The sequence below is a fragment of the Thermomonas sp. genome, from assembly GCF_041919455.1.
Lineage (GTDB): Bacteria > Pseudomonadota > Gammaproteobacteria > Xanthomonadales > Xanthomonadaceae > Thermomonas.
On sequence record NZ_JAYRTQ010000001.1, the window covers coordinates 117,144 to 132,205 of the forward strand.

Below are 15,062 nucleotides of genomic sequence, written 5' to 3' on the forward strand. Positions count from 1 at the left end.
CGCGAGTCGCGCATTCATCCGGTGTTTGCACTAGATTCGACGGATGCACGGGGACCCGTCGACCATCGAGGTGCTGGACGCGCTGGCCACGCCGGTCTTGCAGGTGGCCGGCGACGGGCGCATCCGCCACGCCAATGAAGCCGCCGGGCGCTGGCTGCGGGTTGGTCGCAAGCGGCTGATCGGTTTGCCGCTGGCGGCGCTGGAACGCGACGGCCAGGCGGTGACGGCGGCGCTGGCGCAGACCGACGGCAGCCCGCACCTGCTGCGGCGCGTGCAACTGGCGTTTCCCGGTGCGAATGAATCGCTGTTCGCCGACCTGTGGCTGAGCCCGGTCGCCGATGGCACGTGGTGCGAGGCGCATCCGGTCGACGAATTCGCCGGCAGCGATCCGTCGGAAGTGCTGCCGCTGGCGTTGTCGGCCTCGCTGAAGGGATTGGCGCACGAATTGCGCAATCCGCTGGCCGGGATCAAGGGTGCGGCGCAGCTGCTCGCCCGGCGCAGCGATGCCGATGCGCGCGAGCTCACCGCACTGATCGAAAGCGAAGTGGAGCGACTGGCCGGCCTGGTCGACCGCCTGTTGTCGCCGGCACCTGCGCGCCCGTTCGAGCCGGTCAACATCCACCTGGTGCTGGAACGCGTGCTGCGCCTGGCCGAGAGCGAAGCCGGCTGGGCCACCCAGTTGCAGCGCGACTACGATCCCTCGCTGCCCGAATTCCCCGGCGATGCCGACCGCCTGACCCAGGCGGTCTGGAATCTGGTGCGCAACGCGATCGAAGCCGGCGCCGCCAGCGTGCAACTGCGCACCCGCGCCGAGCACCACGTGCGCATCGGCGAAGACGCGCATGCGCTGGCGCTGCGCCTGGAGATCGTCGACGACGGCCGCGGGGTGTCGCCCGAGCTGGCCGAACAGGTGTTCCTGCCGCTGGTCAGCGGGCGCGCCGAGGGCACCGGCCTGGGCCTGGCGCTGGCCCAGCAGGTGGCGCGCGAGCATCGCGGCACCCTGGGATTCCGCTCGCGGCCGGGGCATACCGTGTTCACCCTGTTGCTGCCCCTGGAACCGATGGCCTGAGCGGCGTTTCGGCGCGATGAACTGGGCTAGGATGCACCTTCATGGTGCAAATCCGATGGGGCAGGCAACGATGAGCGGCAATGCACCCGACGTCTGGGTCGTGGACGACGACCGCTCGGTGCGTTTCGTGCTGGCCACCGCGCTGAGCGAGGCCGGCTACCGCGTGTCCGCGTTCGGCGATGCTGGCGAGGCGCTGGATGCGCTGGCCGGCCATCGCCCGCCGGCGCTGGTCATCACCGACGTGCGCATGCCCGGCGACAGCGGCCTGGTGCTGCTCGACAAGCTCAAGCAGGCGCGACCGAACCTGCCGGTGATCGTGATGTCCGCGCATACCGACGTGGCCAGCACCGCCGGTGCGTTCCGCGGTGGTGCGCACGAATTCCTGTCGAAACCCTTCGACCTGGACGAAGCCGTCGCGCTGGCCCGTCGCGCGCTGCCGCAGGCCGAGGAGATCGCGCTGCCGGCATCGCCACTGCCGCAGGCGGCCGACGAATTCCCCGCCCTGGTCGGCGATGCGCCGGCGATGCGTGCGTTGTTCCGGGCGATCGGCCGGCTGGCGCAGGCACCGCTGTCGGTGCTGGTGACCGGCGAAACCGGCACCGGCAAGGAACTGGTGGCGCGCGCCCTGCATCGCGAATCGCCGCGCGCGTCGCGTCCCTTCGTTGCCCTCAACACCGCGGCGATCCCGTCCGAACTGCTGGAAAGCGAACTGTTCGGCCACGAGGCCGGCGCGTTCACCGGCGCCGGCAAACGCCACATCGGCCGCTTCGAACAAGCCGACGGCGGAACCCTGTTCCTCGACGAGATCGGCGACATGCCCGCGGCGCTGCAGACGCGCCTGCTGCGCGTGCTGGCCGAGGGCGAGTTCTTCCGTGTCGGCGGGCGCGAGCTGATCCGCGTGGACGTGCGCGTGGTCGCCGCCACCCACCAGCCGCTGGAGGCGCTGGTCGAGCAGGGTCGCTTTCGCGCCGACCTCCTGCACCGGCTGGACGTGGTCCGCCTGCGCCTGCCGCCGCTGCGCGAGCGCCGCGAGGACATCCCGCAACTCGCCGCACGCTTCATGGCCGGTGCGGCGAAACGCCTGCAGGTGCCGACGAAAACCCTGTCGTCCGCCGCGCTGGAACGGATGCGCGCGCACCACTGGCCCGGCAACGTGCGCGAACTCGAAAATGTCTGCTGGCGGCTGGCCGCGCTGGCCCCGGGCGAGGTGGTCACCGCCAACGATCTGGCCGACGTATTGCCGGAAGCGCAGGTCGCTGCTGCCGATGCCGGTGCCGCCTGGCTGCAACCACTCGATGGTTGGGTGCGCCAGCAGTTGCAGGCCGGCGTGGAAGACCTGCATGCACAGGCGAAGGTTGCCTTCGACCGCACCCTGCTGCAGGCCGCGCTGGATCATTGCGATGGTCACCGCGGCGAGGCGGCTTCCGTACTCGGCCTGGGTCGCAACACCGTCACCCGCAAACTCGGTGCGTCGCGCAAGCGTCGCTGAGGCGGCTTGCCTTCATCGCGAATGAAGGCGGGCGCTGCCACAGTCCCGCACCACGACATCCCTGCAAGGACATCCCCACACATGGCCCGCACCTCCACCGCATCGACCCTCATGCTGGCGATCGCCGCCGCCCTGCTCGCCGGTTGCGCCAGCACCGGCACGCCGACCGCCACCGCTGCCGCCGCGGCACCCGCGAAGAGCACGGCCAGCCGCGCGACCGTCAACCTCGCGCCGGCATCCGCCAGCCTGGTCAGCGGCACGCTGACCCTGGTGCCGATGGGCGACGGCGTGCACATCACCGGTGAAGTCGGCGGGCTGAAGCCGGGCGACACCCGTGGTTTCCACATCCACGAGAAGGGGGATTGCAGCGCGGCCGATGCCTCCACCGCCGGTGGCCACTTCAACCCGGCGGCGCAGGCGCATGGCCGCAGCGGCCATGGCGCGCACCATGCCGGCGACACCGACAACATCGTCGCCGACGCCAGGGGCGTGGCACGCATCAATGCCCATGTGCGCGGCGTGACCCTGGGCGGCGGCGCGGCCAACGACATCGCCGGCCGTGCGGTGATCGTGCACGCGGCGACCGACGACTACACCAGCCAGCCCACCGGCAACGCCGGCGCGCGCGTGGCCTGTGGCGTGATCAGGGTCGCGCCGTAACCGCGCAGGCAACGTAGCCCGGATAAGCGAAGCGCATCCGGGACTGCATGACATGGCGACATCATCCCGGATGCGGCCTGTGGTCTTATCCGGGCTACAAGTGATCGAATGAAGTGATCGCATGCGGCTTTAGCGCGGTCGCCGCGCTCACCAGGCTGGCAGGAGAATCGCGGGTATCAAGCACGGTGGCGGATTGCAGCGGGCGTGACTGGATCCGCGGCTGTTTCCCGCTAGTGAGGGAACACCCCGCCGGAATCCTGTCATGCCTGCTTCGTTCCGCACCTGCCTGCCGCTTGTCATGCTGGTGCTGGCGGCATGTTCGCCGCAGCCCGACAAGGCAGTCACTACGCCTGCTGCAGATTCGCCGATGGCCAAGGCCAAGGCCGAATTCTCCCGCCTGCAGGCGCAGGGCCCGGACGCGACCGCGCGCGAAATCACCAAACTCGAATACGCGCTCACCCGCAACCTGATGAAGGCGGGCGGACTGGACGCCGCGCTGGGCGGCGAGGCCAAGGCGGAGGCCGCGCTCACGGCGTTGTACGCGGACTACGAACGCAAGGCGCGTGCGCTGCAATCCGGATTGCCGCAGGCGTTCGTGCCGGTAAACGAAGGCGGTGGCGGCAGCCTGGGCGGCGAAGGCTGGGGCGGCGCGGCGGCTTCGACGGTGCTGGGTGGCGCGCAGGCGGAGACCGCGGCAGAGGCGTGGGAACGCGGCCAGGATCGCGGCGAAACCAACGGCCACGCTGAGTCGGATGCGGGCGGCGACAACGTCTCGGTGGTGTGGACGATGGACACCGTGACCCTGACCACCGAAGTGAAGGCCAACGTCGCCGGCATCAAGGGCAAGGTCAGGACCACGGTGAAGATGAAGGTCTGTCCCGATCCGCAAGGCAAGGTCAAGGCCGAGTTCGAATCCGTCTCCAGCATCGCCGCCGGCGGCGGCAACGCCAATACCCGGATCAGCGCATCGGTCGAAGCCAGCGTTGACGACGACGCCAACCTGATCGAAGGCAACGACGATACCGAATCCACTGCGCAGCAAAGTACCGACCACGGCGATTTCGTCGATGTCAGCGACCGCATTTCCACCAGCACCGGGCAAATGGGGCCGAAGGTCAACGGGCAGGGCGGCAGCGCCAGCGACCAGGACGTGCAGGCGGCCCAGTTCATGGCCAGGATGGGCCGCTTCGCCGCACACCAGACCATGCGCGCGGCGCAGAAGGCCTGGCAGTCGGGCCAGTGCATCGACCTGCAGGTGCGCAGCGATCCCGCCAAACGCAAGGGCGCGAAACCGAATACCGCCTACACCCTGTACGCCGAGCCGCGCGCGAAGTCCGATGGCGCGCCGGCGGGCGGCACGGTCAAGGCCACGCTGAGCGGCGGCAGCCGGCTCAACCCGACCGGCAAGGTCAAGGCCGACGCAACGTTCGACTACCAGAATCCGACGAAGAAGGACGAGCGCGCCAGCATCGACTTCGAATCGCGCAGCAAGCGCGGCGTCGGCAAGGCGACGGTGGAATTCGATACGAAGAAGCGGCCTTCCTACCGCATCGATTTCGCCCAGTGTCCCGGCGGCGGTCGCGAAAGCATGCGCGCCTGCGACGTGAGCAAACCCTTCACCGTCACGGCCTGCGGCGGCATGGCGAGCATCACCCACATCCCCAGCAGCGACCGGGCCGGCACGTGGACGTTCAAGTTCAGTGGTGCCGGCGGCTTTGCCGACGCCACCGGCAGCTACACGTTGAGCGGGACGGAGGAGTCGCTGACCCAGCGTGTCGTCAGCAACAAGGTCTGCGGGCATGCCGCCGGCCGGACGGTCTGCGCCACGCCGAAGCCGAGTACCGCCACCTGGACCAAGATCGAGGACTGCGACGAATGAACATGCACGACGAACATGGCCATCCGATGCGCAAGCATGCGGTCGTTTCCGCCTTCGCCATCGCATTCGCGCTGTTGGCAGTGGCGGCGTGTTCGCCCGAGCGCGATCACACACCCATCGCGGCGCCTTCGTCCGCGCGTACGCCTGCAAGCGCCGCGATTGCAGACGCAGCGGATGAGCGCACATGCACCAACGAGCCGCGCACCGATGAAAACGACAAGCGGCCACGTTGCGAAGGCATGGGTGCCACGCCGCCTGCGGCGCGCGCATACCGCGTGGTCGGCGGCGGCGATCCGGTCGACCAGGTGGTCTGCGACATCGAGCAGACCTTCGTGCTGGATGGAAAGCTGTTCGGCGTGGAGCTCAGCGGCGGCATCGATGGCACTTATCGTTTCGTGCGTACGCCGAACATCCCAGGCCTGAGCTGGACGGCGGCCGGCCGTTACCACATCGAATTCCCCGACGGTGCCGACCAGCCCGGCACGCTGACCACCGCAGGCGGTGGCACCACGACCGCCGGCAGCACGTCCCGCGCGACATCGGGTGGCGAGCGCTTCACCCTGACCCTAGTCGAGGCCTGCGCGCCATGAACGACCGCATTCGATGCAGCACCACGATACGCCGGCCTGCCGGTCCGCTGCTGCGCGTGCTCCTTGTCCTGGTCTTCCTGCTCGCCGTGCCGTGGGCGAACGCGCAATCGCAGCCGGCCGCCACCCGCTTCACCCCGGTCGCCGGCGACGATTCGGTGAAGCAGCTGGCCGACAGCCTCGGCAACACCCCGGAGGAGCGTGCGCAGATCCTGCAACTGGCCGGCGCGGGCAAGGAGCTGTTCGCGCAGAAGTACAAGGGCAAGTGGGCCAATACGCTGGCCGGCGCGATGACTTTCCTCGTGGTCGCGTCCCACATCGTCAGCATGGACCAGGAGCCTTCAGCCGCTGCCGAGGCCGAACTGTTCGCCTCGCTCGACGCGATGCTGGCGCAGTCGGAGATCGGGCGCGCCCCGAACAGGGAGAAAACCGCGCTGTACAACACGCTGCTGGCCAGCGCGGGCTTGCCGTTGGTGATTTACGTGGAAGGCAAGCAGGGCAAGAACGATGCGCTGGTCGGACAGGCAAAAACGATGGCCGCCGGGTTTGGCAGGAAACTCTTCAACATGGAAATGCCGGCCTTGCTGGCCTTGCTGGACTCCGGCACCGGCGCGAATGCGGTCGCGTCCGCACCGGGTGCTCCGGCTGCGCGCGCGTCCGCCAGCGGGGCAGGGCTCGATGGTCGCTACGACTGCCAGATGAACGCGATGCAGTTCAACGGCGCGAGCTTCGTCGTGCAGTACCAGCCCACCGGGATGTGGTTCACCATCGCCGGCAATCGTTATTCCGCCCAATCGGGTGGCGGCACGATCGATGCCTCCGCGGATGTCGTCGGTTTCCGCGGCGGTGCCTACGATGGCTGGCGCGGCGCGCGCCGTGGCGATGCCATCGTGTTCCGCAAGGACGACCACGCAAACCCGCGCGCCGGCGAGGGCATCAAGGTCGGCGATTTCCGCTGCGGCAGGCGCTCGGGCTGACATTCCGCGATGAGCAGCGCACTCAGCGCGATGGCGCGGCCGCTGCCTCGGCACCGATCCGGCGCTTGAGCTCCAGCAGCGGCGCGCTGTCGGCCTTGTCGAGAGTCGCCAGTGCGCGGCGGTAGTGGTCCGCGCGCTTGCCCGCGTCGCCCAGCTTGCCCCAGGCCATCCCCTGGCCGGCGAGGATCTTGGCCTCGGTGCCGGGCTGGACGGCCTTGCCGGCGATGATGCGTTCCGCGCGTGCGTAGGCCTCGAGTGCCTCGCGCGGGCGCCCGAGGTCGTTCAATGCGCCGCCGATGCCGATGTGACCATTGACCAGCGCCGGATTGTCCACGCCGTAGATGCGGCCGGCGATGTCGGTCGCCTGGCGGAAGCTGGCCAACGCGCCGGCGGCGTCGCCGAGGGGCTTCTGCGCCGTGGCCTTCAGGCTCAGCAACACCGCGCGCCCATCCCAGTCTGCTGCCAGTCCCTGCCGGTCGGCGAAAGCCGTGGCGTCGTCGACGGTGCGCAATGCCGCTGCGTACTGCGCCTGCGCGTTCAGCGCACGGGCCAGCCCGATCGAAGCCACCAGCGCATCGATCGCCTGCACCTGGTCGGTGATGTCGACCTTCTTGAATGCAGCGATCGCCTGTTCGTAGTTCCTGCGCGCATGGTCGTGGTCGCCATCGCCGAGATAGGCGTCGCCGAGGTTGCGCAGCGAGACCGCCTGTTCGAACACGTCGTCGGGCAGGTACTGCCGGCGCAGGGCCGTCGCGCGCTGGGCGGCCGCGATCGCTTCCTTCGGCTTGCCCATCACGCCCAGCACCTGCGCGTAGTTGCCGAACTGCGCCGCCAGCTCCGTCGCGTCGTCGCGGTCGTAGGGCGCTGCGGGATCCTGCAAGCCCTGCCGATACAGCGTTTCGGCAGTGCCCCAGTCCTGGCCGATGGCATACAGGTTGGCCAGGGTCCGCTGCATCGCCTTGCGTGCCTGCGGGTCGAATTGCGGATCCTGCTCCAGTGTCTCCCGCGACCGTGCCAGCAGGTCGTTCAGGCTGAACTGTGCGTCGAGTTGGCCCTGCGGCGCCACGCCAAACATCGCATCCTGCAGGAAGACGAAGGCTTGGCGCGCCCGCTTGGCCTGCAGTTGCGCTTCGCTGCGCTGCTGCCCGGCGATGCGCGCCTGAGACCGCGCCTCGTTGGCCTGCCAAAGCGCAATGCTGGTGCCGGCAATCAACGCAATCGCGACCGCACCGACCGCGGCGGCCAGCAGGCGATTGCGTCGCAACCACAGCGCGACGCGTTCGCCCTTGCCGAGCTGCGCCGCGTCGACAGGCCGGTGCTCCAGCCAGCGTTGCAGGTCAGCGGCCAGCGCGTCCGCGCTGGCGTAGCGTGCCTCGGGGCTGCGCCGCAGGCAGGTCTCGACGATCGCGGCCAGTCCGCCGCGCAGCGACTTCGCCAAGGCCGATGGATCCGCTTCGCCACGCAGTGCGGCCTGTTGCACGCTGGCCTGCGTGGCGGCGCGGGTCAGCGGTTCCGGTTCGCGTTCCAGCAGCTGCAACTGTTTTGCCAGCGGGGTGTCGCGGGCCAGGCCGAACGGGTGCGAGCCGCTCAGCAGGCGATGCAGCACGATGCCCAGCTGCCAGATGTCGGTGGCGGTCGTGATCGGCGCGGCGTGCAGTTGCTCGGGCGAGGCGTATTCGAAGGTCAGCGCGCGGTCGCGGGTGGCGGTGGCGTCGTTGCCTTCGAGCTGCTTGGCGATGCCGAAGTCGAGCAGCTTCACCCGGCCGTCCGCATCGACCAGCAGGTTCGAGGGCTTGAGGTCGCGGTGGATGACCAGGTTGCGGTGCGCATGGCCGACCGCCTCCAGCACCTGCACGAACAGCTGCACGCGCTGGCGCAGTCCCAGCGTGCGGGTGTCGCACCACTGGTCGATGGGCGCGCCGTCCACGTACTCCATGACGAAGTACGGGTCGCCGTCGTCGCTGAAGCCGCCGTCGAGCAGGGTGGCGATGTTCGGGTGGCGCAGCTGCGCCAGCAGCTGGCGTTCGCGCAGGAAACGCTCGCGCGCGGCCGGCGAATCCGCGGCGGTGCGGATCAGCTTCAGCGCAGCCCGTTGCGCATACGCGCCGTCGCTGCGTTGCGCCGCATAGACCGTGCCCATGCCGCCGCGGCCGATCGCCTCGACGATCCGCCACGCGCCCAGTTGACGGCCCGTCATCGGCTCGCCGTGGGCACCGTTGCCGCCTTCGTGCAAGGCCTGTCCCCAGGCCGCGGCATCGCCACGGAAGGGCTGGCCCTCGCGGGCGTCCGCCGCCAGCATCGCGCGCACTTCTTCAAGCAGGTCGGCATCGTCGCCGCAGACCTCGCGGATCCGTCGTTCGCGCGTATCGCCATCGAGGTCGACCAGCGCATCGAACGCCGCCATCGCGCGACGCTGGCGTTCGACCGGATCCGTCACGGCGCGGTTTCCTTCATCAGGAAGGCGCGCGCGCGCCGCCAGTCGCGACGCAGGGTGCTCTCGCTGATGCCGAGCATGCCGGCGACTTCCGGTTCGGTATAGCCGCCGAAGTAACGCAGTTCCACGACCTGCGCGGCGCGCTCGTCGAGCCGGTGCAAGGCATCCAGCAGCTCGTCGAGCTTGAGTACCTCGACCGCCGCGGCTTCGCCGGCATTGGCGAGCGCGCCGAGGGTGAGCGCGTCCTGCCCGCCACCGCGCTTGTCCGCCTTGCGCGCGCGTGCATCGTCCACCAGCACCTGGCGCATCGCCCGCGCGGAGAGCGCCAGCAGGTGGTTGCGGTCCTGTGCCGCCAGTTGTGCGCCGCCGAGCTTCAGGTAGGCCTCGTGGACCAGCGCGGTGGTCTCGAAATCGTCGTGCATGCGCCCAACTGCAGGCGCGCGGCACGCTTGAGTTCGTCGTACAACGCCGAGAACACGTCGCCCATCGCCTGCGCGTCGCCTGCGCGCGCGCGCGCCAGCAGGCGGGTCACTTCGATCGGGGCGCGGGCTCCACCGTGTCTTGCTCGGCATCAGGGGATCGGCCCGGAGTGTCGCACAGGCGTTGCCGGGTGCGGCTCGTCCCTACCGGTCCGCGCGGCTAGCGCAGGCAGTCGCCGCCGCCATCGACGCAATGCACGAACTGCACCGGCACGCCATGCGCGTCCAGCACCGCGGCGAACTGCCGCTGGCGCGCCTGGAAGTATGCGAAGCCCCGCTCCAGCCGCGCGCAGTCGGATTCGTTCGCGGCATTGCGGGTGCGCCACGCGGCTGGATCGAGCAGGGCGATCCGCACTTCGCCGTCGCCGTAACGCGCCAGCGGCTCCGGCGGTGCGTCCAGCCAGGCCTCGGCGTCGGGTTCCAGCAGGGCGGTTTCCAGCAGTGGCCACAGTGCGTCCAAGCCGGTATTGCGGTATTGCAGGGCGATCATCGCGGCCAGGTCGTGGAGGCTGAGGTAGCGCGCGTGTTCGACCTGCGCCCCCAGCCCGTCCTGCAGGGCCAATGCGGTATCCGCCGCCGCCATGCCGCGATCCAGCAGAACCTCTTCGAGCGCATCGCCGGCATCGCGCGCGGCCTCGCCGTGCAGCACGAACGGCAGGATCCGCAGGCCACCGCCGTGCAGGTCGGGATCGCACTGCAGCGGCATCGGTACATCGCCGGCCGCATCTGCGCCGATGCCGACCATGCGTGCGCCTTGCGCCTGTCCGGGTGCGCGCTGCAACAACTCCGAGGCACGCCTGTGCAGCGGCCAATCGGGGCGCAACGCTTCGGCGGCATCGAAATGCGCAGCGAGCAGGGCGAGGTTGCACTCGCGCACGCCCAGCACCAGCGCGGCAAGGTCGCGGCCGAGCATCGCCACCAGGTCGCCGGCCGCGTCGGCGGTGAGTGCCGCATGCCGGGGAGGCGCGCCGTCGCGCAGTTCCAGGGCGATCAGGCCGCGGAAGGTCGCGGGTTCTGCGGGTGTCGACGGCATGTGGAGCTTCGGCTCGGGAAGGCGGCGTTAGACTGCGGCCATTATGCCCGCGGTTGCGGGCGCAGCCAGGTGAAGCCCATGCAACACGGCCGTCCCGTCGCCATCCTTGGTGGTGTCCGCATCCCGTTCTGCCGGCAGAACACGGCGTATGCCGATGTCGGCAACCTCGGCATGTCGGTGCGCACGCTGGGCGCGCTGGTGGAGAAGTACGGCCTGCACGGGCAGCAGCTCGGCGAAGTTGCGATGGGCGCGGTGATCAAGCATTCGTCGGACTGGAACCTGGGCCGCGAAGCCGCGCTGAGTTCCGGCCTGTCGCCGCTGACCCCCGGCATCACCCTGCAGCGCGCCTGCGGCACCTCGCTGGACACGATCATCCACATCGCCGGCAAGATCGCGACCGGGCAGATCGAGGCCGGTATCGGCGGCGGTTCGGACACCACCTCGGATGCGCCGATCGTCTACGGCCGCACATTGCGGCAGCGCCTGATCAAGGCCAACTTCGCCAAGTCGATGGGCGACCGCCTGCGCGCGTTCAAGGGCTTCCGGCTCTCCGAGATCAAGCCGGATTTCCCCGGCGTGGCCGAGCCGCGCACCGGCAAGTCGATGGGCCAGCACTGCGAAGACATGGCCAAGGAATGGAACATCGCCCGCGACTCGCAGGATGAGCTGGCCGTCGCCTCGCACCACAAGTTGGCCGCGGCGTACGCGCGCGGTTTCTTCGACGACCTGGTGGTGAGTTTCCGCGGCGTCTCGCGCGACAACATCCTGCGTCCCGATAGCAGCATCGAGAAGCTGGCCACGCTGAAGCCGGCGTTCGACAAGACCTCGGGCAAGGGCACGCTGACCGCGGGCAACTCGACGCCGCTGACCGATGGTGCATCCGCCTGCCTGCTGGCCACCGACGAATGGGCCGAGCAACACGGCCATGAAGTGCTCTGCCACCTGCGCGACGCGCACGTGTCCGCCGTCGATTTCGTCCACGGCGAAGGCCTGCTGATGGCGCCGACCGTGGCCGTGGCCGAGATGCTCAAGCGCAACCACCTGACGTTGCAGGATTTCGATTTCTACGAGATCCACGAAGCCTTCGCCGCGCAGGTGCTGTGCACGCTGCGTGCCTGGGAAGACGAGGCCTACTGCAAGAACCGCCTCGGCCTGGATGCGCCGCTCGGCCGCATCGATCCGGCAAAGATCAACCCGAACGGCTCGTCGCTCGCTGCTGGCCATCCGTTCGCCGCGACCGGCGCGCGCATCGTCGCCGCGGCGGCGAAGGAACTGAAGCAGCGCGGCGGCGGCCGCTGCCTGATCAGCATCTGCACCGCCGGCGGCATGGGCGTGGTGGCGATCCTGGAGCGTTGATGGCGCTGGCGGCAGCGATGTTGCTCGCGGGCGCCACGGCGCCTGCTCAGGTCGCGCCGGTCGATGTGCAGCACTACCGGGTGCGCTTGCAGCCCGACATCGTGGCGGGCACGTTGCGCGGCGAGGAGGACGTCCGCCTGTGCCTGCTGGGCGATGGCGATACGGTGTTGCTCGATGCCGGCGCGCTGGTGATCGAGCGCGCAACGTTGGGCAAGCAATCACTGACCACATCGCGTGATGGCAAGACACTGGCGATCACGCTGCCGCGCATGTATCGCACGAGTGCGTGCCTGACCTTGAACCTGCGCTACAACGGCAAGAGCTCCTACGGGCTGCAGATGCATCCCGAACACCGGCAGGCGTACACGATCTTTTCGACCAGCCAGTGGATGCCGACCAACGATGCGCCGGCGGACCGCGCGACCCTCGATCTTGATGTCGTGCTGCCTCGCGGATTGCAGGCGATCGGCACCGGCGTTGCGCAACCGCTGCGTCATGCGGAGGAATCGGCGACGCATCGATGGCGGCTGCGCCAACCGATGCCGAGCTATCTGTACGGCTTCGCCGCGGGACCCTTCGCCCGTGTGCAATTCGATGCGAACGGCATCCATCACGAATGGCTCGGCGACGGCTTCGATGACGCACAACTGCGGCACATCTTCGCGGACACGCCGGCGATGCTCGCGTTCTTCGCCGACAAGGCCGGTGTGGCGTATCCCCATCGCACCTATTCACAGGCATTGGTCGCGGACACCGTGGGCCAGGAGCTGGCCGGGATGGCGCTGGTCTCGGAGGTCTACGGGCGCGAGGTGCTGGACGATGAAACGCGACAGGGACTGATCGCGCACGAAGCGGCGCACCAGTGGTGGGGCAATGGCGTCACCAACCTCGACTGGCGGCAGTTCTGGTTGAACGAAGGCATCACCACCTTCATGGCGGCGGCGTGGATGCAGCACCGCTTCGGCGATGCCACGTACGACGCGCAGGTCGAGCGCTGGCGCGTGCGCGTGGAGAAACTGCGCGCCGACGGCAAGGACAAGCCGCTGGTGTTCCCCGACTGGAACAAGCCCGGCAGCGACGACCGCGCGGTGGTCTACACCAAAGGTGCGTACGCGATGCACCTGCTGCGCGTGCAGCTTGGCGAGGACGCCTTCTGGCGCGGCCTGCGCGACTACACGCGCACGCACTTTGGCAAGTCGGTGACGACGGCCGACCTGCAGGCAGCGATGGAGCGCAGCAGCGGCCGCGACCTGTCGGCGTTCTTCCGCGAATGGGCGGGTATCAACCGCTGACTGCTGCCGGGTCTGCCGGCGAAGCTGGGCTTTTGCTCGTCATCCCTGCGAAGGCAGAGATCCAGTGTCTTCGAATCATTGAAAGACACCGGACTCCTGCCTTCGCAGGAGTGACGAGCAAAGATCGAATTTTCCGGACTTGTTCCGGGACCCAAGACTCAACCGCTCCCGACGATGCTCCGCGCCACCGCTTCCGCCGTCTTGATCCCGTCCACGCCCGCGGACAGGATGCCGCCTGCATAACCCGCGCCTTCGCCGGCCGGGAACAGGCCGCGCGTGTTGAGGCTGTGGCCATCTTCGCCGCGGGTGATGCGCAATGGCGATGAAGTGCGGGTCTCCACGCCGGTCAGTAGCGCATCATCCATGTCGAAGCCGCGAATCTGCTTCCCGAAGGCGGGCAGGGCTTCGCGGATGGCGTCGATCGCATAGCGCGGCAGCGCTTCGTCCAGTGAGCCCAGGGTCACGCCCGGCGTGTAGGAAGGCTGCACCGCGCCGAATCCGATCGACGGGCGATTGCGGATGAAGTCGCCGACCCGTTGCGCCGGGGCCGAATAGTCGCCGCCGCCGAGCACGAAAGCCTGCGATTCCCAATGCCGCTGCAGGGCGATGCCGGCCAGCGGGCCTTCGCCATACGGCGCGTAGTCTTCCGGCGTGATGCCGACCACGATGCCGGCATTGGCATTGCGTTCGTTGCGCGAGTACTGGCTCATGCCGTTGGTGACCACGCGGTTCGGCTCGCTGGTCGCGGCGACCACGGTGCCGCCCGGGCACATGCAGAAGCTGTACACCGAGCGCCCGTTGCTGGCGTGGTGCACCAGTTTGTAGTCGGCCGCGCCGAGCAGCGCGTGGCCGGCTTGCGGGCCGAAGCGCGCCTGGTCGATCAGCGATTGCGGATGTTCGATGCGGAAGCCGATCGAAAAAGGTTTCGCTTCGACGAACACGCCACGCGCATGCAGCATCGCGAAGGTATCGCGCGCGCTGTGGCCGAGCGCCAGCACCACGTGGTCGGCGCGCAGCTGTTCGCCATTCGCCAGGGTGACGCCGCGCAACCGGCGCACGCCGGCCGCATCGACTTCGACCAGGATGTCGTCGACGCGATGGCCGAAGCGGATTTCGCCGCCCAACGATTTGATGGTCGCGCGCATGTGTTCGACCATCGACACCAGCCGGAACGTGCCGATATGCGGCTTGCTGACGTAGAGGATTTCCTCGGGCGCGCCGGCGGCGACGAATTCCTCCAGCACCTTGCGGCCGTGGTGCTGCTTGTCGCTGATCTGGCTGTACAGCTTGCCGTCCGAGAACGTGCCCGCGCCGCCCTCGCCGAACTGCACGTTGGATTCCGGATCCAGCACGCGCTTGCGCCACAGGCCGAAGGTGTCGACCGTGCGCTCGCGCACCGCCTTGCCGCGCTCCAGGATGATCGGCCGGAAGCCCATCTGCGCCAGCACCAGCCCGGCGAACAGGCCGCACGGGCCCATGCCGATGACCAGCGGGCGCAGCGGCAGGTGCGCTGGTGCCTGCGCGACGAACTTGTATGCCGTGTCCGGGGTCGGGATGACCTTGCTGCCGGACGTACCAGGATCTTGTTGCAGACGCGCCAGCAGTTCCGCCTCGCGCGGCGTGTCCACGTCCACCGAATAGATCAGCACGATCGCACCGCGCTTGCGCGCGTCGTAGCTGCGCTTGGCGACGGTGTAGCTGGTCAGCTCATCGGCGGTGATGCCCAGCCGTGCGACGATCGCCGCGGCGAGCGCATCGTCATCGTGGTCCAGCGGCAACTTGAGGTCGGTGATGCGCAACATGGGGA

Annotated in this window: 11 protein-coding genes and 1 pseudogene; 8 read left to right on the forward strand and 4 right to left on the reverse strand. The window is 68.9% G+C overall.

From position 1 onward, the window contains the following. Nucleotides 1–43: 43 nt before the first annotated feature. The 6 genes from ACE3T8_RS00520 (at nt 44) to ACE3T8_RS00545 (ending at nt 6,661) form a co-directional block, all read left to right on the forward strand. Complete coding sequence (locus ACE3T8_RS00520) at nt 44–1,069, forward strand: nitrogen regulation protein NR(II) (protein WP_374605913.1); 1,026 nt, start codon at nt 44–46, stop codon at nt 1,067–1,069. Nucleotides 1,070–1,124: 55 nt separating this feature from the next. After that, complete coding sequence (gene ntrC, locus ACE3T8_RS00525) at nt 1,125–2,558, forward strand: nitrogen regulation protein NR(I) (RefSeq protein WP_374605915.1); 1,434 nt, start codon at nt 1,125–1,127, stop codon at nt 2,556–2,558. An 81-nt stretch (nt 2,559–2,639) separates the two neighbouring features. Further along, nucleotides 2,640–3,218 (forward strand): superoxide dismutase family protein, encoded by a 579-nt coding sequence (locus ACE3T8_RS00530; RefSeq protein WP_374605917.1) that lies wholly within the window; start codon nt 2,640–2,642, stop codon nt 3,216–3,218. A gap of 262 nt (nt 3,219–3,480) precedes the next feature. Continuing rightward, entirely contained in the window at nt 3,481–5,097 is a 1,617-nt protein-coding gene (locus ACE3T8_RS00535; protein WP_374605919.1) for a hypothetical protein, read from the forward strand. After that, entirely contained in the window at nt 5,094–5,687 is a 594-nt protein-coding gene (locus ACE3T8_RS00540; RefSeq protein ID WP_374605921.1) for a hypothetical protein, read from the forward strand. Before ACE3T8_RS00535 ends, ACE3T8_RS00540 begins: the two co-directional genes overlap by 4 nt. Continuing rightward, on the forward strand, nt 5,684–6,661 hold the full coding sequence (locus tag ACE3T8_RS00545) for a DUF6683 family protein (protein WP_374605923.1): 978 nt from the start codon (nt 5,684–5,686) through the stop codon (nt 6,659–6,661). Before ACE3T8_RS00540 ends, ACE3T8_RS00545 begins: the two co-directional genes overlap by 4 nt. A gap of 22 nt (nt 6,662–6,683) precedes the next feature. Here ACE3T8_RS00545 and ACE3T8_RS00550 read toward each other — a convergent pair whose 3' ends face one another. The 3 genes and pseudogenes from ACE3T8_RS00550 to ACE3T8_RS00560 form a co-directional block, all read right to left on the reverse strand. Further along, on the reverse strand, nt 6,684–9,098 hold the full coding sequence (locus ACE3T8_RS00550) for a protein kinase (protein WP_374605925.1): 2,415 nt from the start codon (nt 9,096–9,098) through the stop codon (nt 6,684–6,686). Continuing rightward, nucleotides 9,095–9,582, reverse strand: a pseudogene (locus tag ACE3T8_RS00555) (ECF-type sigma factor). The gene ACE3T8_RS00550 and the pseudogene ACE3T8_RS00555 overlap by 4 nt, the downstream one beginning before the upstream one ends. 152 nt (nt 9,583–9,734) lie before the next feature. Beyond that, nucleotides 9,735–10,607 (reverse strand): hypothetical protein, encoded by an 873-nt coding sequence (locus ACE3T8_RS00560; RefSeq protein WP_374605926.1) that lies wholly within the window; start codon nt 10,605–10,607, stop codon nt 9,735–9,737. 78 nt (nt 10,608–10,685) lie between these two features. Between ACE3T8_RS00560 and ACE3T8_RS00565 the strand changes: the two genes are divergently transcribed. Then, complete coding sequence (locus ACE3T8_RS00565; RefSeq protein WP_374605928.1) at nt 10,686–11,963, forward strand: acetyl-CoA C-acetyltransferase; 1,278 nt, start codon at nt 10,686–10,688, stop codon at nt 11,961–11,963. Then, nucleotides 11,963–13,255, forward strand: a complete 1,293-nt coding sequence (locus ACE3T8_RS00570) for a M1 family metallopeptidase (protein WP_374605930.1) — start codon at nt 11,963–11,965, stop codon at nt 13,253–13,255. Before ACE3T8_RS00565 ends, ACE3T8_RS00570 begins: the two co-directional genes overlap by 1 nt. 158 nt (nt 13,256–13,413) lie before the next feature. Here ACE3T8_RS00570 and ACE3T8_RS00575 read toward each other — a convergent pair whose 3' ends face one another. Beyond that, complete coding sequence (locus ACE3T8_RS00575; RefSeq protein WP_374605931.1) at nt 13,414–15,057, reverse strand: NAD(P)/FAD-dependent oxidoreductase; 1,644 nt, start codon at nt 15,055–15,057, stop codon at nt 13,414–13,416. Nucleotides 15,058–15,062: the final 5 nt, after the last annotated feature.